Annotated in this window: 19 protein-coding genes; 17 read left to right on the top strand and 2 right to left on the bottom strand. The window is 36.8% G+C overall.

Annotated features, from left to right (window positions below):
• Positions 1-105: 105 nt before the first annotated feature.
• The 10 genes from Q4496_RS01080 to Q4496_RS01035 all read left to right on the top strand — a co-directional run bounded on the left by Q4496_RS01080 (position 106) and on the right by Q4496_RS01035 (position 11,308).
• Positions 106-1,410 (top strand): hypothetical protein, encoded by a 1,305-nt coding sequence (locus Q4496_RS01080; RefSeq protein ID WP_215973812.1) that lies wholly within the window; start codon positions 106-108, stop codon positions 1,408-1,410.
• Positions 1,411-1,823: 413 nt separating this feature from the next.
• Positions 1,824-3,092, top strand: a complete 1,269-nt coding sequence (locus tag Q4496_RS01075; RefSeq protein ID WP_252727574.1) for an efflux RND transporter periplasmic adaptor subunit — start codon at positions 1,824-1,826, stop codon at positions 3,090-3,092.
• Between the two features lie 86 nt (positions 3,093-3,178).
• Positions 3,179-3,892, top strand: a complete 714-nt coding sequence (locus tag Q4496_RS01070; protein ID WP_215973813.1) for an ABC transporter ATP-binding protein — start codon at positions 3,179-3,181, stop codon at positions 3,890-3,892.
• A 9-nt stretch (positions 3,893-3,901) separates the two neighbouring features.
• Positions 3,902-5,191 carry an ABC transporter permease gene (locus Q4496_RS01065; protein ID WP_215973814.1) on the top strand — a complete coding sequence of 430 codons (1,290 nt, stop codon included), beginning with the start codon at positions 3,902-3,904 and terminating at the stop codon, positions 5,189-5,191.
• 9 nt (positions 5,192-5,200) lie between these two features.
• A complete protein-coding gene (locus tag Q4496_RS01060; protein ID WP_215973815.1) occupies positions 5,201-6,439 on the top strand; it encodes an FtsX-like permease family protein in 1,239 nt (412 codons plus the stop codon).
• Positions 6,440-6,582: 143 nt separating this feature from the next.
• Positions 6,583-7,962: a sigma-54 dependent transcriptional regulator gene (locus tag Q4496_RS01055; RefSeq protein ID WP_303609789.1), complete on the top strand. Its 1,380-nt coding sequence runs from the start codon at positions 6,583-6,585 to the stop codon at positions 7,960-7,962.
• Positions 7,963-9,237, top strand: coding sequence for a PAS domain-containing sensor histidine kinase (locus Q4496_RS01050; RefSeq protein WP_303609788.1), 1,275 nt, complete (start codon positions 7,963-7,965; stop codon positions 9,235-9,237).
• A 77-nt stretch (positions 9,238-9,314) separates the two neighbouring features.
• The gene (locus Q4496_RS01045) at positions 9,315-9,620 is read left to right on the top strand and encodes a DUF2007 domain-containing protein (RefSeq protein WP_303609787.1); all 306 of its coding nucleotides are present in this window, start codon (positions 9,315-9,317) and stop codon (positions 9,618-9,620) included.
• An 85-nt stretch (positions 9,621-9,705) separates the two neighbouring features.
• Complete coding sequence (locus tag Q4496_RS01040) at positions 9,706-9,957, top strand: hypothetical protein (RefSeq protein ID WP_252727576.1); 252 nt, start codon at positions 9,706-9,708, stop codon at positions 9,955-9,957.
• Between the two features lie 175 nt (positions 9,958-10,132).
• Complete coding sequence (locus Q4496_RS01035; protein WP_303609786.1) at positions 10,133-11,308, top strand: DUF6174 domain-containing protein; 1,176 nt, start codon at positions 10,133-10,135, stop codon at positions 11,306-11,308.
• A gap of 121 nt (positions 11,309-11,429) precedes the next feature.
• Here Q4496_RS01035 and Q4496_RS01030 read toward each other — a convergent pair whose 3' ends face one another.
• A complete protein-coding gene (locus tag Q4496_RS01030) occupies positions 11,430-12,512 on the bottom strand; it encodes a purine nucleoside permease (RefSeq protein ID WP_303609785.1) in 1,083 nt (360 codons plus the stop codon).
• A 515-nt stretch (positions 12,513-13,027) separates the two neighbouring features.
• Here Q4496_RS01030 and Q4496_RS01025 point away from each other — a divergent pair.
• The 4 genes from Q4496_RS01025 (at position 13,028) to Q4496_RS01010 (ending at position 16,648) form a co-directional block, all read left to right on the top strand.
• Positions 13,028-14,185, top strand: a complete 1,158-nt coding sequence (locus Q4496_RS01025; RefSeq protein ID WP_303609784.1) for an efflux RND transporter periplasmic adaptor subunit — start codon at positions 13,028-13,030, stop codon at positions 14,183-14,185.
• The gene (locus tag Q4496_RS01020) at positions 14,185-15,387 is read left to right on the top strand and encodes an ABC transporter permease (RefSeq protein ID WP_303609783.1); all 1,203 of its coding nucleotides are present in this window, start codon (positions 14,185-14,187) and stop codon (positions 15,385-15,387) included. Before Q4496_RS01025 ends, Q4496_RS01020 begins: the two co-directional genes overlap by 1 nt.
• Positions 15,384-16,067, top strand: a complete 684-nt coding sequence (locus Q4496_RS01015; RefSeq protein ID WP_303609782.1) for an ABC transporter ATP-binding protein — start codon at positions 15,384-15,386, stop codon at positions 16,065-16,067. The genes Q4496_RS01020 and Q4496_RS01015 overlap by 4 nt, the downstream gene beginning before the upstream one ends.
• A 71-nt stretch (positions 16,068-16,138) precedes the next feature.
• The gene (locus Q4496_RS01010; RefSeq protein ID WP_215973824.1) at positions 16,139-16,648 is read left to right on the top strand and encodes a GNAT family N-acetyltransferase; all 510 of its coding nucleotides are present in this window, start codon (positions 16,139-16,141) and stop codon (positions 16,646-16,648) included.
• A gap of 214 nt (positions 16,649-16,862) precedes the next feature.
• Here Q4496_RS01010 and Q4496_RS01005 read toward each other — a convergent pair whose 3' ends face one another.
• Positions 16,863-17,228 carry a hypothetical protein gene (locus Q4496_RS01005; protein WP_215973825.1) on the bottom strand — a complete coding sequence of 122 codons (366 nt, stop codon included), beginning with the start codon at positions 17,226-17,228 and terminating at the stop codon, positions 16,863-16,865.
• Positions 17,229-17,481: 253 nt separating this feature from the next.
• On the opposite strand from Q4496_RS01005, the gene Q4496_RS01000 reads away from it, so the two are divergent.
• The 3 genes from Q4496_RS01000 (at position 17,482) to Q4496_RS00990 (ending at position 25,288) form a co-directional block, all read left to right on the top strand.
• Entirely contained in the window at positions 17,482-20,436 is a 2,955-nt protein-coding gene (locus Q4496_RS01000; RefSeq protein WP_303609781.1) for a UvrD-helicase domain-containing protein, read from the top strand.
• Positions 20,437-20,568: 132 nt separating this feature from the next.
• The gene (gene hsdR, locus Q4496_RS00995) at positions 20,569-23,985 is read left to right on the top strand and encodes a type I restriction-modification system endonuclease (RefSeq protein WP_303609780.1); all 3,417 of its coding nucleotides are present in this window, start codon (positions 20,569-20,571) and stop codon (positions 23,983-23,985) included.
• Between the two features lie 205 nt (positions 23,986-24,190).
• Positions 24,191-25,288, top strand: a complete 1,098-nt coding sequence (locus tag Q4496_RS00990) for a Fic family protein (RefSeq protein WP_303609779.1) — start codon at positions 24,191-24,193, stop codon at positions 25,286-25,288.
• The last annotated feature ends 2 nt before the right edge of the window (positions 25,289-25,290 follow it).

The raw sequence follows: 25,290 nt of genomic DNA, 5'->3' as shown, positions 1-25,290 counted from the left end.
AATGCCTCAATAAATCCGTATTATGCGCGACTTTCGTTATTATTTTTAGCCTATATTAGCTTGTATAGCTAGAAATAAATCATCAATAAGAGTGTGTAAAATTTAATGAGAAAATTGTTATCTTCACCCGTAAAAATGCCATTGTCTGCCGCTGAAAACCAGATTTATCAAAATGTACTTAAATATTTTACGCCGTTAAGTTTAAATTTAATGGCAGTGAAAGTAGTAAATAGACCTGATGAATTTACAGGGTGGTGTCGAGAGTTCATTAGGCTATGCCGTGAAGATCTTAATATGGAACTTTTAGATGAAGAACAATTTTTACCATTAAAAAAATTACAAGATACATTGGAAGCCGGTTTTACTATTAGTCAATGTAAAATGGCACGTATTGCACCTTGGCCGATATTTGTTGGTTTTATTGAACAGCAACATGAATTACATGCGTTAGATGAGCGTTTACGTTTATTGAATTATGTTAAGAACAATTGTCAACTTCCGCTAGCTGAGCTAAGTATGGAAGACCGATTAGTATTTGCTGGTAAGCATACGGCCAGTCACGTATATCATACCTATGACTTTGATACAGAATGGTTTGCCAGTACGAAAGGGGCTAAGCTTTTTCATCTCTTACTTGAGCAATGCCCTGAAAAGTTTGATGCGGCGTTAGCACATATTCCGTTAACGGGTGATGTAAACTATGACGAATATCAAAAGTTTGTTACGGATTTTCAGAAAATATTTTCAGACTATGCTCAAGAGCAATCGCAAGACAGCTCTGTTAAAAGCAAAGCGCCATTACCTGCTGCAACGCGATTACTCGCGATGCGTCGTCCGGATCAATTTATCGCTTTAAACAATAATAAAATTGATATGTTCTGCAAAGGGCTATCTATTGTGAAGTTTTCAAACACTGACTTTTCATCATATTGGCACGATATGATTGGTACTTTACGTACGTTGCCATGGTGGAATCAAGCAGAGCCTGAGCAAAGTATTACAGAGAGTAGTACGACAACAAGTCTTGATGATAGCTCTGATGTTGACTCTGACCTGATTACTGAACAAGAGGAAGCGATTGACGAAAAAGAAAACCCTGGTCTTGAGCTTATTATTTGGCAAAATCGTGCCATATTAATTGATTTATTTTTATTTGCCGATGCTGACTTATCACAAAACTCGAACTATATTCGTGCTCGTGATAAAGCGCTAAACAAAGCACCCAAAAAATCAAACTCTACCTTTAGAAAAAATAGTAAAGAGACGGTAGAGGAAATGGTAGATAAAGCATTAATGTCTGAAGATCTACCAGAATATATGTTAAGCAAGCGTGACTCGATTATTGCCCAAGTAAAAAAAGGTAAAAGTGTTGAGAAAGTTATCGAGCTTATGCGCGCTATTTTTGGCTAAATAACACAAATGTTTTTAAGCCATTAAGTTGAGTTATCGTTATTTGTATGTAAATAGCGATAACTCATTTATTTTACATAAACCACTTCAGTCTCTCATCAACTGCCTTTCTACTTTTTATTTTCATCGTCAAACAATCATACTACGTGTGCATCTACGCAATTGTTGTCTGTTTAAGTTATCACTTACTTACAGTGTCACCGCTTAAATTATGGTCCGCTTACAGTAATGTCCGCTTGAATAAATCGGACACTCACATCGTCCGAACGGACACTTATTATTAAAAAACCGGACACTTTAGTTGTAACGTTTTTCATTTAAACCCTTTAAAAACAGTTGGTTATTTTTTTATTTTACTGTTGGCATGTTACTCGCTATATCCTGTATATATATGACAATACAGTGAAATTGATATGATTAGCTCTACCGACGGACAAGACGAAATAATAAGTAACCCTACTAATAAAAAACCTTGGATTAAGTTAATCATAGGTGCTGTTGTAGTGATTGGGATTATTTGGTTTATTTTACCAACTTTAAGCCAATGGTCTGGCGGCATTCCAAGTGTTAACCCACAAACTATTACCCGTGCTACCGTTGTTAACGGTACCTTAATTCGTGACATTGCTGTTAATGGTAAATTGGTTGCTGCGAATGCCCCTACCATTTATAGCTCAGAGCCGGGGCAAGTTACTTTATTAGCGAAACCAGGTGATATTGTTAAAAAAGATGCCATTGTGGCAACTATATTAAGTCCCGAATTACAATCAACAGTTAAACAAGCAACAGCCAAGTTAGAAAGTTTAAAAATTGATGCTAGAAGAAGTGAATTACGTGATCGTGAAGCTCAGCTTGATCTCGAACAGGTGCTTGATACTGCGCGTGTTCGTGCTAATGCGAGTACCCGAGAATTAACCCGTGCAGAGCTGTCATATGAAAAACAAGTGGTTAGTCAGCTTTACTTAGTTAGTAAACGTGATGCAAAGCTTGAGGATGACTTACTATTCGAACATGCCAAAAAACGTGTCGAACTAGCAATACAACGTCTTGAATTTGAAAACCAAACACGTGATCTTTTAGTTAAAAGTCAGCAATTAGTGGTTGATGAACTACAGCGACGTGTTGAGCTACTGAATATTCGAGCACCCGTTGATGGTATTGTTGGTAACTGGTTAGTACAGAAAAAAGAACGAGTTAGCGATACCCAAGCCATTATGACTATTGTTGATTTAAGCCAGTATGAAGCGGAGCTTAATGTACCTGAATTTTACGCGGATGATTTAGGACTTGGTCTTGATGTGAAAATGCAAATATCAGGAAAATCACTTATTGGTAAAGTTATTTCAGTTTCTCCTGAAGTTAAAAACAGTCAAGTTATGGTTAGAGTGTCAATCGATAACTTAGCCGAAATTCAACTACGCCAAAATCAACGTTTGAATGCACGTATCGAATTTGAAAATAAAGAAAACGTATTAATGGTTAAACGTGGTGGCTTCCAAGCTAGCCACGGTGGCCAAGCTGCTTATGTTATTAAAGGAGACGAAGCCAAGTTAACCCCTATAACAACAGGTTCGCAAAGCATTGAATTTATTGAAATAACATCGGGATTAAAGTCAGGAGACACTATTATTATTTCATCTACAGAAACGTTTGATATGCACTCAACGATTTCGCTAAATTAAGAAATAAATATCGTACAAGTAAGTAACAAACCAATTATAAAAGTAACAATCAACAGGTCTACAAAAGACTATTTAGGAAGATAATTATGCTTAACATGAAAAACATTAGTCGAATTTATCGTAGTGATACTATTCAAACCCACGCATTGCGTGATTTCAACTTGCAAGTTAATGCAGGTGAGTTTGTCGCAGTGACAGGGCCTTCGGGATCAGGTAAGTCTACATTTTTAAATGTGGCGGGGCTATTAGATAGCTTTGACCAAGGTGCTTATGAACTCGACGGTGTAAATATTCAAGGACTTAATGATGATGAATTATCGCGCTTACGTAACGAAAAAATTGGCTTTATTTTTCAAAACTATAACTTAATCCCTGACTTTAACCTGTTTGACAATATTGACATGCCATTACGATATCGTGGTTTTAATGCTGCCGAGAGAAAGCGCCGCATTACTAACGCGTTAGAGCAAGTCGGTTTAGCTAGTCGCGCTAACTATTTACCAAGTCAACTATCAGGTGGACAACAACAACGTGTGGCTATTGCTCGAGCGTTAGCGGGAGAGCCCAAAATATTATTAGCCGATGAGCCAACAGGTAATCTAGATTCTCTAATGGCACGCCAAGTAATGGAATTACTACATACATTAAATACTGAAGGCAGCACCATTATCATGGTAACGCATGATCCTGACCAAGCGCGTGCAGTAGGTCGAAATGTACAAGTGATTGATGGCCAAATTACCGATCATAGTGTCTATGCACCAACGCATGATAACGCATCGATCGCTGTTAAGGTTTAAGGACTTCTTATGGAAATGTTTAATTATTACCTCAAATTGAGTTTTAGAAACTTAATCCGTAATCGACTGTTTTTTATTTTAATGATCTCAACCTTAGCGGTAGGCGTTGGCGTGTTCTTAGCTAACATCGCCATTATTAAATCGATGTCATCAGACCCAATTCCTTATAAAAGCGATCGTATTTTTAATGTGTCACTGAATATTTGGTCACTGGACAACCCTGATGCAGAATTAATTGAAGTTATGCGATATAACGATGCTATGCATATTTTGAAAAATGACATAGCAACTCACACTATGGTGCATTACCAATCAAAAGTTTACACCCGAGATATTAATGCTAAAAGCCTAACGCGTCATCAGGCAATAGTTCGAGCCACTACGCAAGGCTTTTTCCCGCTAACTGATGCGCCTTTTGCCTTTGGCGGTGTTTGGCAGCAAGACTATGCCAAGCAGATTGTTATTGGTGACACCTTTAATCAACAAGTTTTTGGTGGTGGTAATAGTGTCGGTAAAACCCTTGAAATTGGTGGTAAACCTTTTGAAATTGTTGGTGTGCTGAAACCATGGAATTTAAAACCTGTTTTTTATAATGCCGCATTTGATCAAGCGTTTAATTCGACTGATGATATCTATGCCCCCATAGAAACGGCAATGGATAATGAATGGGCTATTGATTTGCGAAACATGTCAACTGACCGAATTCATTCAGTGTCTGATAACCGTGGAAAAAATGGATTCTTTTTACAAGCTTTTGTACAACTTGATACGCTTGAGCAGAAGCAGTTAATGCAACAATATCTTGATAACTATTCACAACACCGTAAAGCACAAGGTGAATACTTGCGAGCTAATGACAACCGTTTGTTAGACGTTAATGAATGGCTGACACACCAAAAGGTAGTTGATGAACGGATGTTGGCCTTCGCTTTAGCTAGTTCACTCTTTTTAGCTGTTTGTATTTTTAATGCCAGTAGTTTATTACTTGCTCGTTATCATAGTGCAAGATTCGAAACTGGACTCAGACGTGCGGTAGGTGCTCGAATGAAAGATGTTTTCTATCAAGGTGTTGTTGAAAGCATGTTGATTGGATCATGTTGTGCAGTTTTAACGCTGTTATTTGGCTGGTTGTTTTTGCAAATATCAATGACATTATTTCCAGCACTAAAACAAACCAGTGATATAGACATAACATTAATATTGATGGGGATTGGCATTGCGCTAGTTACTTCATTTATTAGCATGTTATATCCGTTAATTCGTTCTTGTAGAACGTCTTTATCAACGACGTTGAAATAAGGTATTATTATGAATATTAAAGCATTATTTAAGGCGTTACGTCTTCGTAAATTCGCCACTACACTATTAATATTACAACTGAGTTTAACCATAGGTTTAATGGTTAATACGGTTATATTAACGGCGAGTACGATTGAAAAACTCAATAAGCCATTAGGCTTTGATGTTGAACAGCTTATTACCGTTGACTTAATGCCAACCTCTGGTGCCTATCGTGATACTGATTATTATCAATCGATTACCCAACAAGATATTGCAAAAATATCAGCGATAGACGGTGTTATTAGCGCTGCTCATTATAACCAATTGCCAATTCAACGAGGAGGTTGGAACGGTAATATGCAAGCTGCTGACTTCCCTGAAGATGCAGTTTTACCCGTGGAATTACGTTATGTACCGCAGTTTTATAGTAGTAAAATTGGATTAGAAAATTTAGGCGTGGAAATTATTGAAGGGAGAACACTAACTGATGCTGATGATATAACGAAGGATTTCTATACCTTGCAAGATAGAGGGAAAATAGAACAAAATATTATTATTACGCAATCATTAGCTAAAGCAATATTCCCGAATAGGCCAGCCTTAGGTGAGTTAACTAATAATGGACGAGTAGTGGGTATAGCACGAGATTTTACTATTAGCCCTACACGTAAAGGCATAGATAAGACTTTTGGTTTATTTGGTAACTTCATGTATTCACAAGCAGACTATCAGCAACATTATGTGGTACGTGTTGAGCCAGGAAAATTAGCGCAAGTGCAAGCACAGCTCAGTGACACTATTTTATCTGTACAAGCAGAACGTGACATTATACGCGTGCAAAGTATGGCAGAGCGATTGAAAAATTTTTACAGTCAAGATGCAGGTCTAGCGAGTTTGTTTGGCATGTTGTCGTTATTAATGATTGTAGTTACGGTTGTTAGTAGCTTTGCACATGCCCACTTTCATGTAACACAACAACGTAAGTTTATTGGTATTCGTCGTGCGCTTGGTGCGCGTAAAAAAGATATTATGTTGTATGTGTTTAGTGAAAATTGGTTACTTAATTTGGGCGCTAGCATTGTCGGCATAGCAACTATGATAGGATTAAATATTGCGCTATCACAAGTGATCACTATCGAAAAGCCAACAGCATTGTTGTATGCTTTAGCAGTATTTGTTGTCTTCGTTTCTGGTTCATTAGCGACTTGGTTGCCTGCATATAAAACAACAAAAATATCGCCTGTTATTGCAACTAAAACGCTGTAGTACAGAGTGATAATAGAATTGTAATACAAATTTTTTACTTCCATTTTTAAATACAAGGTTGACCGTCACTACCTGTGATGGTCAATAACTCTAATGAATAATCAACAATTAATAAAAATAAAGAATAGCCAAGGATTGATAGAATGAAGCGAGTGTTAGTAGTAGACGACAATCCTGATATTTTAGATGCATTAGACTTATTACTGAGCTTACATAACTATAAAGTAAGTATCGCAAGTACCATAAAAGACGCTGTATTTGCAGCTAACAATCAATGTATTGATTTAATTATTCAAGATATGAATTTTAGTCAAGGAACCACATCGGGCGAAGAAGGGCGCTCTCTGTTTTATCAACTTAAAGAAATATCGCCAGCCACACCTATTATAATTATTACCGCTTGGAGTCAGCTTGAAATTGCGGTTGAATTAGTTAAAGCAGGTGCAGCCGATTATTTGCCTAAGCCGTGGGATGATATGAAACTACTCGATATTATCGCGGAAAACATTGTTGTTTCAGCTAACATTGTTGATTCAGCTAATAATAGCAACGAAAAATCACCTCAGAGAACAAATAACGCCAGCCAGATTAAGTCATCGTCAAACTTTATTGTCGAAAGCCAACCGATGAAACAGCTTGTTGCTATGGCCGATAAAGTCGCTAACAGTGATATTAGTGTCTTAATCACAGGCGCAAATGGCAGCGGTAAAGAGCGTATTGCTGACTATATTCATCAAAACTCCCCGCGTAATGCTAATCCTTTTATTAAAGTTAATATGGGGGCGCTGGCGAGTGAATTAATGGAAGCGGAATTATTTGGTGCCGAAAAAGGTGCCTACACAGGTGCAACAGCAATGCGAAAAGGGCGTTTTGAAGCAGCAAATGGCGGGACATTATTTTTAGATGAAATTGGTAACTTGTCGTTAGCAGGGCAAATGAAACTACTACGGGTATTACAAACAGGGCAATTTGAACGGGTTGGCTCGAGCGAAACAATTACTGTAGACGTGCGTGTTATTAGTGCTACCAATAGTCATTTACCGCAAGCAATAGAAGAGAATACCTTTCGTGAAGATTTATATTATCGTCTTAACGTTGTTGAACTTAATTTACCGCCACTTGCCCAGCGACAAGATGACATTATCCCTTTAGCACGTCATTTTATTTCAGGTAGTCATCAATTAAGCGAGCAAGCGGCATCGCTTCTAAAACAACAGCCGTGGCCGGGTAATGTGCGAGAATTAGAAAACCATTGTCAACGTGCAATGGTGTTATGTGCCGATGAAATTTTATTACCTGAGCATTTTATGCTTGGAGTAAATTCAAGTAATGTAGAGAGCTCTTTAGCATTAAATAAAGTAGAAAGTGCAGCGCAAAAAGCGAGTAGTGATAAAGATAATTTGAAAGCCGTGTTAAACAAACATGAATGGATAATTTCAAGAGCGGCTAATGAATTGGGATTAAGCCGACAAGCGTTATATCGACGTATTGAAAAATATCAACTTAGCCAAGAAGAGCAATAAATGCGATTGATTATTCTTTTAGGAATATTACACAGTACATTAATGGTAATGGTGTATTATTTTGCCGTAGACTACCCTATTTATATTAGTGTGTTGTTAATGTTTTCATTATTGATAACATTTTTATTATTAACAAAGCAATATAAACGTCATCAAACAGTTTTACAAAGTTTAGAACATGGTCTACAAAGCCTACGAGATAACGATTTTTCGGTTAGTTTAAATCAGCAAAAAGAAGCAAGTTATAATGCGCTTATTAATGCTTTTAACCAAACCAGTAATAAATTACGTGAAGAGCGTCAACGGCTTTATCAACGTGAAATGATGTTAGATAAGGTGTTGAATGCTTCGCCCATGGTAACTATTTTAGTTGATCATCGCGATACCATCACCTTTACCAATAACAGTGCACAACAAGCTTTTGAATTAAGTGGCTCTATTGTTGGGCTTAGGTGGAGTAAATTACTTAAATCGTTAGCACCAGAGTTTCAACATGCGTTAAGTCATCAAGGTGAGTCCATTTTTACTTTAACTGATAATCAAGGTGCGCAACAAGCTTGGCATGTAACTCATTCAAGTGTGGTTATTCACCAAGCTAAACATCAGTTATTTCTATTAAAAACCATTACCCAAGAACTCTCAAAGCAAGAAGTCGCTACTTGGAAGAAAGTGATTAGCGTGATTAGTCATGAACTAAACAATTCTATCGCACCCATCAGCTCTATGTGTCATAGCGGTGAATTGTTGGCTAAAAACTTAGAAGAGCCAAGGTTAAACCGCGTTTTTAATACGATTAGCGGTAGAATTAATCATCTTAATGACTTCATTAAAGGTTATGCGACACTGACAAAAGTTAAACTCCCAAATAAGCAACCCATCAATTGGTCGGCACTCATTGAACAGTTACAAATACTTTATCCGTTCTCACTTACTACGCCATTGCCCACTTCAAGCATTCATGTTGATATAGCACAGTTCGAACAAGTATTAATAAACATTCTTAAAAATGCACATGAAGCTGATGAAACAGGCAGTATTACCTGCTCTTTTAAAGAGACTAGCGATGTTATTGAAATTAGCATTAATGACAACGGCAGTGGCATGTCGGCTGAAGTTATTCAAAATGCCTTATTGCCTTTTTATTCCACCAAGCATTCAGGCACAGGTTTAGGGTTAGCATTATGTCGAGAAATTATTGAAGCGCATAAAGGACAGTTAGTCTTTAAAAATCGAGAGCAAGGTGGTCTTAGTGTGTTAATAATTTTACCTTTATAACGCTAAAAATATAGTGTGTATACTAAGTCATTACTAATACCTTTATCATCCATCAAAATATTATTGAGTACTAAATTATGAAAATGGTTTATTCCAACGAAAGTATCTTTCTTGTTAGTAATGTAAAAAACCTTATTGAAGCACAAGGGATAAGTGTCTTTATAAAAAATGAATTTGCACAAGGCGCAATAGGCGGTATTTCAGCCTTTGATTCTTGGCCAGAAGTTTGGGTTACAAATGATGCCGACTTTGAACAAGCAACACAAATAGCTAACTTGTCACAAAGTAACGCTAAAACTGATGATTGGATCTGTCAACAATGCTCCGAGCAAAATGCACCATCATTTGAAGTATGTTGGAGCTGCGGCTTTGAAAATTCATAACCGCAATTCATATAATAGCTTACACGTAATTACTCAAATAATTAAATAGCTCGGCTGAATCAAATGGTTAAAAAATAGCTAAATTATGTCAAAACCTAATAGCAAAGCGCCAACTCGAACCGTTAATATTTATTGTAATAAATGTCAGTACTTACTATTTAAATACAAAAAGGGCGGGAAAGGCGCGTTGGTGAAATGCTTTAAAGAACGTATATTTAAAGATTATACAACTGAGCCTTGCACTTGCCCTAAATGTGAAACGGTATTTGCGAGAGAAATGTTAATAAGAGGGACTCCAGCCTATAAAATGATAGGCGGCAAGGTTTGGTTTAAATAGCGTTTTTATATGTGACTTCAATTTCTTTACTATCCTACTTGTTGTTTTAAATAGACTAGTTCATTATCTCTTTAGAAATGGAATTCAAATATATAAAGATTTTCAATATTTTTTATCTTTTTTCCTACGAATAATATCAAAATTTATAGATAACCAACGGAAGGTGCCCAAAAAAATGACCAACATTAAAACGCTTAATTTATTACTCGTTATAATATTCTTATATGGCTGTGGAGGCTCTGCTGACAAAGCGTCATCAACAGCGCCAGATACTTCAATTCCTGCTAATACACCACCTACCGCTATCGCTGGCGATGACATTGAAACTTATGTATCTACAACAGTGTTCTTAGACGGAAGTGATAGTTTTGACTCAGAGAGCGCTGAGCTTACATATAGTTGGTCAATTATTACGTCGCCAGAAAACAGTAACGCTGATATATATTATGCAGAGACTACTAAACCCCAGTTTATCTCTAGTATGGATGGTGATTATATTATACAGCTTACGGTAACCGATGAAGAAGGTGCTTCAAGCCAAAGTGATATTGTGGTTACCGTTAATGAATTGGGACAAAAAGATGTCACATTATTAACGCAAGAGTTAGTTGACAATAAAGCTAAATGGGAATCTCAAAATATTCAGCATTATCAAATTGACCAACGTGTTTCTTGCTTTTGTTTTACTCCTCCGGTAATTCTACAAGTTAAAGACGAAGATAAAAGTTTGGTTTATTATACAAATAGAAGCATTTGGTATGAGGAAGAATCATTAATTGATCGTGATATGATGGTTTCAGAGGAGAATAAGCAATCATTTAGAACCATCAATGAAGCGTTTTCTCTTATCGAGTCAGGGCTCAAAGACGCTGACAGTGTAATAGTTAGTTATCATCCTGAATTAGGATATCCTCAAAAAGTATACATTGACTGGTCTTTGTCATCTGCAGATGAAGAATCTAGCTTTAGTATCGCTAACCTCATTAATTTGAGCGATACGAGCTGTGATGATATTGATAATAACTACCCTAATTTACAACTTAATATTGTTAATGAAGATACGGCTGAGCCTATAAGTTGTGATGTTATTGTTGATTTTAAAAATTCAGATGGTGAAGACCAACAAGTTGTGAATGATGAGTATGTCAGCGTTGGTGAGTTTAACATTGTAGGTCTAATAAATTGCTCGGACAACCTCCCTGTGATTCTCGAAACAGAAACAGGTGGAACCTCTTTAAAAATAGCAAAAGAGGGTTATATAACAAAAACTGTTGAGCTAAATATTCCAGAAGGTGAAAGTTGTGGCTTAATCCCAACAACGATTGAGGTAATGTTAGATCCAGTGAATTAAAGTTTTTTATTGTTCATTTATCCTTTTATTACCATCATTACAGCACAGTGCTAGTTAAATAATAGCCGTTACAATTAACGGCTAAAATGAACAACTAACAATGAAGGATAAAGCTTAACTGCTATTTTGTTTGATAAGGCAGGGCGTTTTCATATTTACCCCAATTCGCCACTATTTCTTGAACAACTTTATTCCCAACTACATACGCTGCATTGAGTGCTGGAAAACCATCATCAGGGTAAGGAGCGGTGATACTCCAGCTTGTTTCTTTATCTGCTGGCGCCATTGTGTAATTACTTACCGTTCTTAGCACCATAACTCGACTAGGATCAACTTTATCAATACGAGCAAGGCGCATTAAAGACGTTAATGTACCTGAATCTTCCATGTTACTAGTCATGAAATTTGCAGACTCACCACCGTAGAGTTTTAACCAATCATTTGCCCATTGATTCAAATGTTTACCATGCCAGTATTTACTCGCACTTAAGGTATCACCCATAGTAACAAACGGAGGCTTTTGTGCATTTGGGTAAGTTTTGTATAACGCTCTAAATTCTTTAATGGCTGCTGAATCATCAATTTTTACATCTTTTGTTTGTGCATAAGCCCAATCAGCTAATTCACTATTTAACGCGAAAGAAACGGTGTCTAAAGACCAGCCTGTTGAGATATCTTCTGGTTTTTCAGCTGGCGCTTTTGCACCAAGTGGGATAATACCATAAGGCCATGACGCTGGTATTTCTCGAGCATCGACTTGATAAATAAGATCACCATCAACAATATGTTTAGCCCAAGCCGCACTCGCTAAAGATATATCTTGCGGATCGCCACCAGCGATACCCGTAATTAACCAATACGATTTACTAAGATCAAAGCGAGTATCAAGACCAAGCGCCATAATTGAAGCTGTTGCATTAGGAATACCACCACCAACACAAATAACTAATACGCCGTCTTTATTAAGGTATAAATCATACATACCTAAAGGAAAATCTAATTTAGTAGAGAAATTTCCTCGCTCTAACCATAGTTGTAATTCACCAGGATCATCGCCCATTGCTTCACCATCTTCAAACATAGTGACAACCACTGTTTTAATAGGAATAATTTCTGTAGAAGCAGCATTAGCAATTTGATTACCAAAGACACTTAGGGACAACAACACAAACAATGCCTTTTTGGCATATTTTAAACACGACATACGTAACTTACCCACCTAATCATTAAAAAGTTGAACATAGTGTCAGCAAATATCATGCCTACCAATTTATGGTAATACTGATTGCAAAATTTGTAGCTAATAACTCCTTGCAAGGCCATGTAATATGGAACTTGCGTTTCAATAGTAAAGATTTAAGTAACTTGCCCTTATTTTTATTTTGTACCAATAAGTAGCAAATGTTAGCACTAGTTTAGGGCGATTCTACTTTTTAGCCCAAGTAATAAGAGGTAATAACCAATAATTATAGGTTTGAATAGAGTTGTAAAATTATTAACTAGGCTTTATGTAAGAGGAGCTGTTTTTATTGATTTTTAATTAAAAAAGCTGTGACAGAGTGAGTTAAACCGGGTGTTGATAGCGAACTTAATTTGTTGGTTATCTTATTTAGTCGTATTTCAACTTAGACATTTACTATTTAGATAGTAAGTTTGAGAATATTGCTTTAACTTATTATAATTATAATCAATTCAAATAAGTGGAAGTTGCTTTTAGCTATGAGTAAATATCAAAAACCATTTTTGATCATGTGTTTTTTACTCGTTATCGTGTTTATTGCTAATTATGTATATAAACAAAGTAGCGCGCCATTAAATGTTGACGTTTTACAGGTGAATGCTGGTAAAGCAGAATTAGTATTAGCCGTAGTGGGACGTGTTCGTACTAAAGATGTCGTGAATGTTAGAGTTGAATTTCCTGGTAAAATTATCCGCTTGCTAGCAGATGAAGGCGATAAAGTAAAAAATGGAGAAATTATTGCGGAATTGCGCTCTGCCTCTCAACAAGCGGTACTTGCTGAAGCAGAAGCTAATTTGCATATGCTTGAAGCACAATTGGAATTTGCCCAACAAGACTTTGACCGTATTGCTGAATTATCAAAAAAAGGCTTAGTTGCTAATTTATTACTTGATCAATCTCGCACTAACCTTGCCACCGCTAAATCAAAATTAATTGGCGCAAAAGAAGCGCGTAATCAAGCTTTTATTCGTGTTAACGATTACCTGATAAAAAGTCCGCTTGACGGTATTGTGCTGTCCCGCCCAATAGATCAAGGGCAAGTTGTTAGCCTTAGTGATACGCTTTTTCAAATAGGGTCGCTTGGTCCTGTTGAAATTGAAGCTGAAATTGATGAAGTTTATGCTTCAGAGCTCTCATTACAAATGAAAGCATTACTTGCCCCTACAGGTAAACAACAAATTGAGCATGGTTTTATTTCTGAAATATCGCCAAGGGTAAATTCGTTAAATGGCTCAAGACTTACCCGCATAATGTTAGACAAAGCGAATGTTGACTTTGTACCTGGGCGTTCAATTGATGTAAATATTTTAGTAAAATCTTTTGATAAAGCGTTAAGTGTGCCAAGAAGTGCACTGAAAAAAGAGGGAGAAACTTGGCTTGTTTACACTGTTGTTGAGCAGAAGATAAAACCTACAGTTGTCACTTTTATTGACTGGCCAGGAAGCTCAGTGGTATTAAAAACAGGGCTGAATTCTAAAGCGTTCGTTGTGCTTGATGCCACTATTGCCGCTCAAGCGTTAGCTGAAAATAAGCGTGTTAATCCTCGTAAAACTAATCTTCCTGATGCTCATGCGTCTAATACTGCTACACCCGATATTAATACCGCTGAAATGAACCTTAGCAAAGATAATCACTAATGCCATTTTCACTGATAGTCGCGTGGCGTTATATCACTGCCAACAGCCTACAAACACTGTTATTAGTGCTTGGTGTATCGCTTAGCGTTGTGGTGTTTGTATTTATCACCGCGTTAATTAACGGCCTAAGTATCTTTTTAACACAAGAAACTACCAGTAAAATTGCCCACATAGAATTAGAGCCTGCAAACAAAATAGCGAGAGTATTAACCAACGACAATCGCTTTGTGGCTCAACCTGTCTCTACCTTACAACGAAAACAAATACGAAACTGGCAGCAAGTTATCGATATTGCACAATCAACGCCGGGCGTGAGTGTGATCAGCCCAATTGTTGATGGCAATGCGTTCTTAGTTCGCGGTGAAGCAACTCAACCAATCGCTATTCAAGGCGTTGAGCCGAGCAAGGTTGATGCTATTACTAACATTAGCCGTTACATCATAAAAGGGACTGCTGAGTTAACTACGGGCGGTTTAATTATTGGTGCTGATTTAGCTGATGAATTAGGGCTACTTGTTGGTACCCCAGTATTGTTGAAGTCGGAACGAGGCCCAGAACGTTTGTTGCCGATCACAGGAATTTTTAGAGTGAATTTAGCCAGTTTAGACAAACGAGTTGGTTTCTTATCAATTAATGTCGCAAGGCCATTATTCGAGTTGCCAGATGGCATAACGTCATTAGGACTAAAAGTGGATAATCCCGCTGACGCACCAGCGATTGCCATGGTATTACAAAATTCGACTCAGTTAAAATCGACCCCTTGGCAAGAAAAAAACAAAAGCTTGCAAGACGCTACCGATGCACAAGGGCGCACAGGTAATTTTATACAAGGCTTTGCACTGTTAGCCATTGTTATTTCTATTGCTAGCGCGCTTTTATTATCGACTTATCGTCGCCGTGCTGAAATAGGCATTATGCGGGCAACAGGAATATCTCGACAATTTGTTGCTACTGTCTTTATTTTACAAGGTGTTTTTATTGGCGCGTTAGGTGCTTTTTTAGGCGCAGCGGCAGGTTATCAATTATGCGTTCAATTAGCCTCTATTACCAAGGCTGATGGCAGTGCAATGTTACCAATAGCGCCAAGTGAGGGCAGTTATATGTTAGTTATAATATTGACCATTGTTGGCTCTGCTTTGGCGGCTGTATTACCTGCAAGATCGGCGTCTTCGGTAGATCCTGTTGAGGCTATTCAACAATGACAAACACACTGCTGTTCGCAAACAATATTATAAAAACTTTCCGTAATGGTGAGCACGAAACTTGTGTGCTTAAGGGCATTAATTTATCTATCCCGCACGGAAAAATGATGGCATTGCAGGGTGCTTCAGGCTCAGGTAAGTCAACATTACTTAATATTCTTGGTTTGTTAATGCGGCCAACATCAGGCGAGCTAAGGCTGTTAGATCATTCATTAATCAATTTATCTGATGCGCAGTTGTCTACTTATCGTAATCAACATCTTGGCTTTGTTTTCCAATATCACAACTTATTACCTGATTTTACCGCGTTAGAAAATGTCGCTTTTCCTGCAGCAGCGCCAACAGGGCGGTTAACCAGTGAGGTTAAAAAACGTGCTTTATTATTACTTGATAAAGTTGGCCTAAGCCACCGTAGTCATTTTTTGGCAAGTCAATTATCGGGAGGACAAAAACAACGTGTTGCTATTGCCCGATCGCTGATAAATAACCCCAAACTTGTTTTTGCCGATGAACCCACGGGCAATTTAGATCAAGACTCAGCAAAGCAAGTAATGAATTTACTTCGTGATATAAACCAAACAGATAACACCACGTTTTTAATTTCTACTCATGACAACAGCGTTGCCGCAAACTGTGATGACATTGTACGAATAGTCGATGGCAAAATAGCAGGCGTGTAATTGACGGGTTGTTTTTATAACTGCGTTATAGATTAGCGTTAGGTAAAAAATAGTTGATGGAGACATAGTAAGTGTTTATTCGAAAATTTGAACAAAGCGATTACCCTTTTGTAAAAGACATATATCAGCAAGGTATTGATACTGGCAATGCAACATTTCAGCTGAAAGCGAAAACGTGGGACGAATGGAATAACTCCATGCACAGTCACTCGCGTATTGTTGCAGTAGAAAATAATACAATTCTAGGGTGGGCTGCGCTTTCACCCATATCAAATCGAGAAGTTTATGCCGGTGTGGCTGAAGTTAGTGTTTATGTTGCCATGAACGCCCAAGGTAAAGGTGTTGGCCAGAAGCTACTGTCTGCATTAATTGTAGCGTCAGAAGCCAATAATATTTGGATGTTGCAATCGGCTATTTTTCCAGAAAATAAAGGGAGTATTAAGCTGCATAAAAATACTGGTTTTCGTCAAGTAGGACTGCGTGAAAAACTTGGTAAAATGCATGGTGTTTGGCGCGATGTGGTTTTAATGGAAAGACGAAGTAAAACGGTGGGCACCTCTGATACTCCTGAACTAAACTAATAAAGCATTTGAAAGAGGCATTGATACATGAAAATAGCGAATATTTCAAAATGCTTCAGGTCGTATTACGTATTTAATTTGAAGTATGGTTTAACGCATAGACTGTTGTAAAGTAACGAAAGACTAACAAATACTACGATATTTAAGCCGTTTAATAGCTTGTAACGAATAATTATTAGCCTGCCTAGTTACAATCATGATTTGTGTTTTATGCTCAATTAAATAATTGATTTTTACGAGCATAAAACCACGTTAATATAAATAATAACAAGGTAGTAATAACGGCTACTGGTTCGAATGCACTACCTAATATTTCTCTGTATTTTTTTGCCCAAAACAAAGCGAAAAAACAATGGCTAGTTAAAATAAATCCACACCAAAAAGTGATATATTGCGCCCATTTAACCTGCTTAAAACCATACCAAGCCAAGTTGCCAATAAATATAGTGATAACCAATAATATAGTAGGAATAATAAAGTGTCGTCCAATAATAAAGGTTTGTAATACGGCAACAGATGCTAATAGTGTAAAAATGGCCATTAACCAATTAAGACCATGAGTAAGATTGAAGTTTTTCATTGTTTATCCACTTGTTTAAATTTAATTGTTTTGTAAATGAAATACGCTGAAAAATATATTACATGTATTTTGTGAGTAAATCCGTAAGAAAAAATTAATAGTTAAGTTCAGATATACTCTCAATATTTTTATTTATTCTTTGATATTGTTTTCTATCGTTTTTATCACTTCATTTTTTACCTGGACATCGTACTAATGGTAGAATATTCACTCTCCTGATTTTTCTCTTTTCCCTATTTGGATTTTGCTGTAAATGAATTGTATTTCTTCGAGTTTTTTGGGGCGTTTTATTGGTACCCCAACAATAATAAAATTAAGTGATAGTGGGTTAGATATTGAAGTTGAAAATGATTTTAATCATATTCCATGGGAAGATCTGCTAGCGCCACCATTATTTCAAATAAGCTTTTTTGGACAAATCCTTTCATTTAAAACAAAAAATAAAAATTATGTTTTTACAATGCTTACGTATAACAGTAAACGTATGCAAAAGAGTAATTGCGAACAATTTTGGGCATCGGCCAATATTAACCGTGTTGATACCTTATTAATAAAAATAAAAAAGATCACGACTAATCGATACTTACGACATTCAAATGTTGAACGTATTCGATTAGCGGTTAATCAGGAGTATAAACGTTGGCTTCCTTGGCTTAAATCAGTTAAATCAAGTCAATCAGTTAAGTCAAAAAAAGCACTGGCTATTTTCTTTGAGAAACTTCAGCGATTATCTTATTACCAAAATTGGCAAGAGCAGGAAATAGATGATTGTCGTGAACACTATATAAATAAACAGCTTCATGAACATCAAGCGTTTTTTGAAAAGGTTGAATCGAATCCTTTAACCCTAAAACAGCGCAGAGCCTGTATTATTGACAATGATAACAACTTGTTACTCGCTGGCGCAGGGACAGGAAAAACAAGTGTAATGGTGGGCAGAACAGGTTATTTAATCAATAGCTTGAAGGCGAATCATAGTGACATATTATTGTTAGCCTACGGTCGTAAAGCTGCGAATGAAATGGATGAACGGATAAAAGATAAGCTGCAAACTGATAAAGTAAAAGCAACAACCTTTCATAGTTTAGGGCTTAATATTATCGCGCAAGTTGAAGGGGAAAAACCAAGCCTATCGTTATTTGCTGAAGACGAAAAAGCAAAATCAAAATGGATACAAGCCTGCTTTGAAACGTTGATTTGTGAAAATGCCCAGTATCGCGCGCTTATTCTTGTCTATTTTAGTAGATATTATTACGTTGAGAAAAATGACTTTCACTTCAAAAGTTTAGGTGAACGCCACCAATATTATAATGACAATGATATTCGCACCTTGAAAGATGAAAAGGTTAAAAGTTTTGGTGAACTTTATATTGCAAACTGGTTGTTTTCTAACGGGATAAAATATCACTATGAAGCAAAATATACCCATAATGTTGCTACAGTTGAGCGCAAACAATATCAGCCAGACTTCTTTCTTCCTGAGCTAAACATATATATTGAATATTATGGGGTAGACGAAAACGGAGAGACTGCTCCCTATATAAACAAAGATAAATACCATGAAAGTATTCAATGGAAACAAAACACCCATCGTGAATATGGCACTCATTGTCTTGAATTTACCTATGCCCATCACAAGCAGGGTAAGTTACTTAGCTACTTAGAAAACTCCCTAAATGAGCTGAAAATTCAATTTAAACCGTTAACTGAAGAACAAATGCTCATAACACTACATGAAAGTGGCAGAATATCAGCGCTTGCTAAAATCTTTACTCAGCTTGTAGGACTCTACAAAGCGGCTTGTCTAGACAGTCACTTAGGTAATAGCTTAGAAAATAAAGTTATCGCTAACGCCACAGATCCAAAACAAACAGAACAAGCGTTAAAGCTGCTCAAACCCATTTTAACCGCTTATGAAAACCACCTAAAATCCCATAATGACATTGACTTTGAAGACATGGTAAACAAAGCGATAAAGTATGTTCAGGCAGGAAAGTTTCAATCGCCTTGGCGTTACATCATGGTAGATGAGTTTCAAGATATATCAGAGCCTAGAGCACGCTTAGTAAAAGCGTTGCGTGACAATAACAAAGAATGTTCTGTTTTTGCGGTAGGGGATGATTGGCAGGCCATTTATCGATTTAGTGGCGCTGATTTATCGTTAACCACGCAATTTGCACAATATTTTGGGGCAACAACTCAGTCAGTGTTAGATCAAACGTTTCGGTTTAATAACCAAATAGGTAAAGTAGCCAGAGATTTTATCAGTAAAAATCCGGTACAAATTCCTAAAGTGATTAAGTCTTTAAAGCAAGTTAAAGCGCCTGCGGTTTCGTTACTCAAAAGAGATAGCAGTCAAACCAACTCGCACAAAACAGGTATTGTTGATGAAATGGCAAATGGTGCTATTGACGATATTTTAACGGCTATTTCCTCTAAAACATGCAAACCCGTTAACGTTTATTTATTAGCTCGATTTTGGTTTCTATTACCCAACCAAACTGACATTAATCGATTAAACAACCGATACCCGCTACTAACGATTGAATCTCAATCTTTTCATGCATCTAAAGGCAAAGAGGCTGATTATGTAATTATTATGGGATTAAAAAAGGGGATACACGGTTTTCCTTCTGAAAAAGTAACGCCGCCATTGCTTGATGCATTACTTGCGAAAAAAGAAGCGTTTAAATATGCAGAAGAAAGGCGATTATTTTATGTCGCGCTAACCCGAGCCAAAGACAGAGCCTATATTATTGCAGACATGTCAGATGCCAGCAGCTTTGTTAAAGAACTTGTTGATGAGCATAACATTGAATGCAATGAATTTAACGCGACAGTGAGTCAGTCATTTGTAGACGACATAAATTGTTTGGTTTGTGAAACCGGTATATTAAAAAAACGCACAGGACAATATGGTGCATTTTTTTCTTGCTCACACTTTCCTCGTTGTGATCATAAAGAAAAGTCTTGTACCCAATGTGAAAGCCCTATGACAAGAAAACGCCACTCAGGCTTTAAATCTTGCCTAAATGAGGCATGCAAAACCCTGATACCAACCTGCGCTAAATGTAATGCAGAAATGGTTTTGCGTTCAAGTAAAAATGGTGAGTTTTGGGGATGTCGGAATTATAAAGGAAATGAGCCGATGAGCTGTAAAGGCAGTGTAGACAAATCAAAAATAAACTGGCCTGATTTAGTCACATAAAATGGTATTATTGATTTAAATTGGTTTTTAGTTCAATTCATTTGACAGCGAGTTGATAATATTGCATTTTATTCATCGCATAGTATTTATTGGTATTTTCCAACAATAACGAAAAAAATAAATGGACGTTATATGCCTTCTTTTACCAGTAATTTTGAATTCTTAAAACACCATGACGAATTGTTATTCCGTTTAGCAGAAACTGCTGAACATTGTTATGCCTCTGATCCCAATACTTCTCTTATTAAAATGCGTCAATTAGGTGAAGCATTAGCACAAAATATTGCCTCTCGTGTTGGTGTCGATTTTGGTAAAAACGTCAAACAAATAGATCTACTCAACAACTTAGAATATACCCTCAAACTTGCAGAAAATGTTAAAGATGCATTTCATACTATCCGCAAGCTAGGCAACATTGCTAATCATGAATACTTATCTTCCAGTCACCGAGATGCTCTTAAGTGTATGCAAGTAGGCTGTGCCTTAAGTGGTTGGTATCATATAACCTTTGGAGGCAATAAAGCTAAAGGCTTCAAGTTTAAACCATTTATAAAGCCGGTAGATCCTTCTCAATATGTTAGAGAGCTTGAAGAAAAATTCAACTCTTTAAAAATTGAATCACAACGCTCATCAGATCGCCTCGCAGCAGTAGAACAGTTAAACCAAGTATCAGAACAAAAAGCCATTGCTGAAAAGCAACGTGCCGATAAAATGTCGGAAGAAAAAGCCGTTTGGGAATCTGTCGCTGAAGAACATGAAAACAAGTTAACTGAATACAGAGCGAAGATGGATGCTGCTAATGTTATGTATTTTCAAACATTTGCTCAGCAAGATAATCAGGCTAAAGCACAAGAAATATCTAGAGTAGAACAATCAAACTTCCATTTAGACGAAGACGCTACACGCATAATTATTGACGAACAGCTAAACGAAGCCGGCTGGGAAGCTGATACAACGAACCTTCGTTATTCTATAGGTACCAGGCCAGAACTTAATAAAAATAAAGCGATAGCAGAGTGGCCAACAGAGTCGGGTCCTGCAGATTACGTATTATTTATAGGATTAACCCCCGTAGCAACGGTAGAAGCAAAACGAAGTCGTAAAAATGTATATTCAGCCATTGACCAGGCAAAGCGTTATGCTAATGGATTAAAGCCACAAGGAAGCTTTGAAATAGAAGAAACCTGGAATGACTTTAAAGTACCATTAACTTTCGCAACAAATGGTCGTCATTACCTAAAGCAACTAGAGCAAGAAAGTGGTATCTGGTTCTTAGATGTTCGGGATAACAGCAATCGCCGTAGAGCATTAAAAGGTTGGTACTCACCAAGCGAAATTAAAAAATACTTAAAGCAAACACCACAGCAAGCAGATAAGAAGCTTGATGACATGAACTTTGCTTACGACTTAAAACTGCGCGATTACCAAATTGATGCAATTCAAGCAATTGAAAAAACAATCAAACAAGGCGAATCTAAAGCCTTAGTTGCTATGGCAACAGGTACGGGTAAAACTAAAACCTGTATTGCTTTAGTTTACCGTTTATTAAAATCAGAGCGTTTTCGACGTATATTGTTTTTAGTTGATCGCTCTGCATTAGGTATACAAGCAACCGATGACTTTACTGAAGTGCGAATGGAAAACTTACAAACATTTGCAGATACTTTCGATATTATGGGTATGCAAATTAATAAACCTGTAGGTAAAAAGCCAGAAGATGAAACCAAAGTACATATAACAACAGTACAAGGTTTAGTGCAGAAAATTCTTTACCCTAATGATAACGACAATAAACCAGGGGTAGGTCAATACGACTGTATTGTGGTTGATGAATGTCACCGAGGTTACTTGCTTGACCGAGAGTTAAGCGATACCGAATTAGAATTTAGAAACCAAGAAGACTACCAGTCAAAATATCGTGCAGTTATTGAGTATTTTGATGCCTTTAAAATAGGTTTAACAGCAACCCCTGCATTACATACAAGCGCTATTTTTGGCGAACCCGTGTATAGCTATACTTATACCGATGCAGTTATAGACGGACATTTAATTGATCACTTACCACCTATTCGAATTCATACCAAATTAGCGGAAAAGGGCATTCATTACGAAGTTAATGACGAGGTACAGGTTTATGATGCTCAAAACAGTAAGTTAGAAACCTACAAAACGCCAGACGAATTAGATTTTGATGTAGCTCAATTTAACCGAAAAGTTATATCGCCTAATTTTACAGAAGAAGTTACAAAGTGGCTTATTGAGAGCGATGCTATAGATCCGTATTCCCCAGCTAAAACCCTAGTCTTTTGTGTTACTGACAAACATGCGGATCAAGTTGTTGAAGCATTTAAAAAAGCCTGTGAAAAATATCATGGTGAAATTGACGATGACGCTATTCAAAAAATTACAGGTGCAAGCGACAAACCCCTAGAAAAAATTAAACGTTATAAAAATGATCGTTTACCTAATATAGCAGTAACCGTTGATTTATTAACAACAGGTGTCGATATTCCTGCCATTTGTAATTTAGTGTTTTTACGTCGCGTAAATAGCCGAATACTTTACGAACAAATGTTAGGGCGAGCAACACGCCGTTGTGACGATATCGGCAAAGAAACATTTAGAATTTACGATGCTGTTGATATTTATAAACAGCTTGAGCACGTAAATAGCATGAAGCCTGTGGTCACTAAAGTTGATATTACCTTTTCAGAACTTGAGCAAGAGCTAAAACAATCAGAGTCTACTGAATTACAACAACTGGCTAAAAATCAGTTCTTAGCCAAATTGCAAAGTAAAAAACGCCATTTAACCGATATGCAAACAAGTAACTTTGAACGTATTGTTGGTAATACACCGCAAGAGTTTGCAGAAGACTTAAAAGCCATGAAACCAGAACAAGTTGCACAATGGTTTACAAACCATCCAGGTTTAGGTGAATTACTTGATATGAAAGTAGGAGGTAGTGGTGGTGGAACAAGCCCGATTTTCCTATCTGATCATCAAGACGAAGTTACCGACATTAGCCATGGTTATGGCGACAACCAAAAGCCTGAAGATTATCTACAATCGTTTACCGACTTTATTAACGCTAACAGTAACCGCTTAGTTGCTATTCAAACCGTAATACAACGCCCATGGGAATTAACTCGCCAAAGCCTTAAAGAGCTGGCGTATGAATTAGAAAAAAACAAATTTAGAGAACAAGCCTTACATACCGCATGGAACGAAGTTAAAAACGAAGAAATTGCCGCTCGTATTATAGGTTTTATCAGACAAGCAGCTATTGGCGAAGCGTTAATACCGTTTGAAACGCGCGTAGATAATGCCCTTGAAAAAATACTATTGAGACAACAATGGAAAACACCGCAAAAACAATGGTTACAAGCCATCGCCAAACAAATGAAAGCAACCACCATTGTAGATGATGTAGCACTTGATAGCGGAATATTTAAACAACAACTTGGCGGTATTAAACGCGCTAATAAACTGTTTGAAAAACCGATTACCGAAGTGTTGTTAGATTTTAACCGAGAGCTTTGGGCTTAACTTCTTAGCTTTTCGATTAGCTTAAAAGCACAATTAAAGAATCATATGCACATATAACGATAAATAAGTGTTTATGTTATTGCTACATGCACACATAAGTGTAAAATTGTGTGCATATAAAATAAACGTGCACAAACAATGTTTATTTTAAGTTAACTTAAGTTTATGTATTAGGTTTTGGTGTTTAAGGTTTAGGGCAATTAAAGTGAACTGTAATTATAATTTTATACCGTTAGAGCAGCTTGGTGATATAGAGACCAAAGCCGTACTTAAAGCCACGGCTAAGGCGCATCAGGCCCTTGGTGAGCTAAAAGGTTTAGCGGTTACCATGCCAAATCAATACCTTTTATTAGCCACATTATCGTTACAAGAAGCTAAAGAAAGCTCTGAAATTGAGAACATCATTACCACTCAAGACGATTTGTACCGCAGTAACTATCAATCTCAACAGTTTTTATCGTCAAGTGCTAAAGAAGTACACAACTACGCTAAAGCGTTAGAAACAGGTTTTAATACCATTAAAACTACAGGGTTACTTACCAATAATACCATTATTGATATTCAACAAATTATTGAAAACAACAATGCTGGCTTTAGAACCCAAGGTGGTACACAACTCGTTAGTCAACAAAATGCACAAGTGGTTTATACGCCGCCGCAAACAGCACAACATATTGTTGACCTAATGGGTGAATTAGAAAACTTTATTAATAACGACGAGCTAAGTGACTACGACGACCTTGTTAAAATGGCGCTTATTCACCACCAGTTTGAAAGCATTCATCCGTTTTACGATGGTAACGGCAGAACAGGGCGTATTTTAAATATTTTATACCTAAGTAAACAAAACTTATTAGGTGCACCTATTTTGTATTTATCGCGCTACCTCAATAAAAACAAAGCGCAGTATTATCAATTATTGCAAGCCGTTCGTGATAGCAATACAGGTAATAATACAGGAAGTAAGGATTGGGAATCATGGTTGCTGTTTATGTTAAAAGCCTTACAAGTTACCAGCCAAGACACGTTAAAAACCATTAAAGGTTTAATTGCGTTAATGCAAAGTACTAAGCAAATCATTAAAGCTAAATTGCCTAAAATTTATAGCCACGAGTTAATTAATAACTTATTTACGCACCCATACACCAAAGTAGAATTTATAACGCAAGACTTAAACATACACCGTAATACCGCCAGTAAATATTTAAATCAATTAGTAGATGCTGGCGTGTTAACTAAACATAAATTAGGTAAAGACAATTACTACCTAAACAACGAACTGTATACGCTGTTGTCTGATTAACC

This window comes from Colwellia sp. 5_MG-2023 (assembly GCF_030547795.1).
In the GTDB taxonomy this organism is placed as follows: Bacteria; Pseudomonadota; Gammaproteobacteria; order Enterobacterales; family Alteromonadaceae; genus Colwellia.
This window is presented reverse-complemented; position numbering and strand designations above follow the sequence as displayed.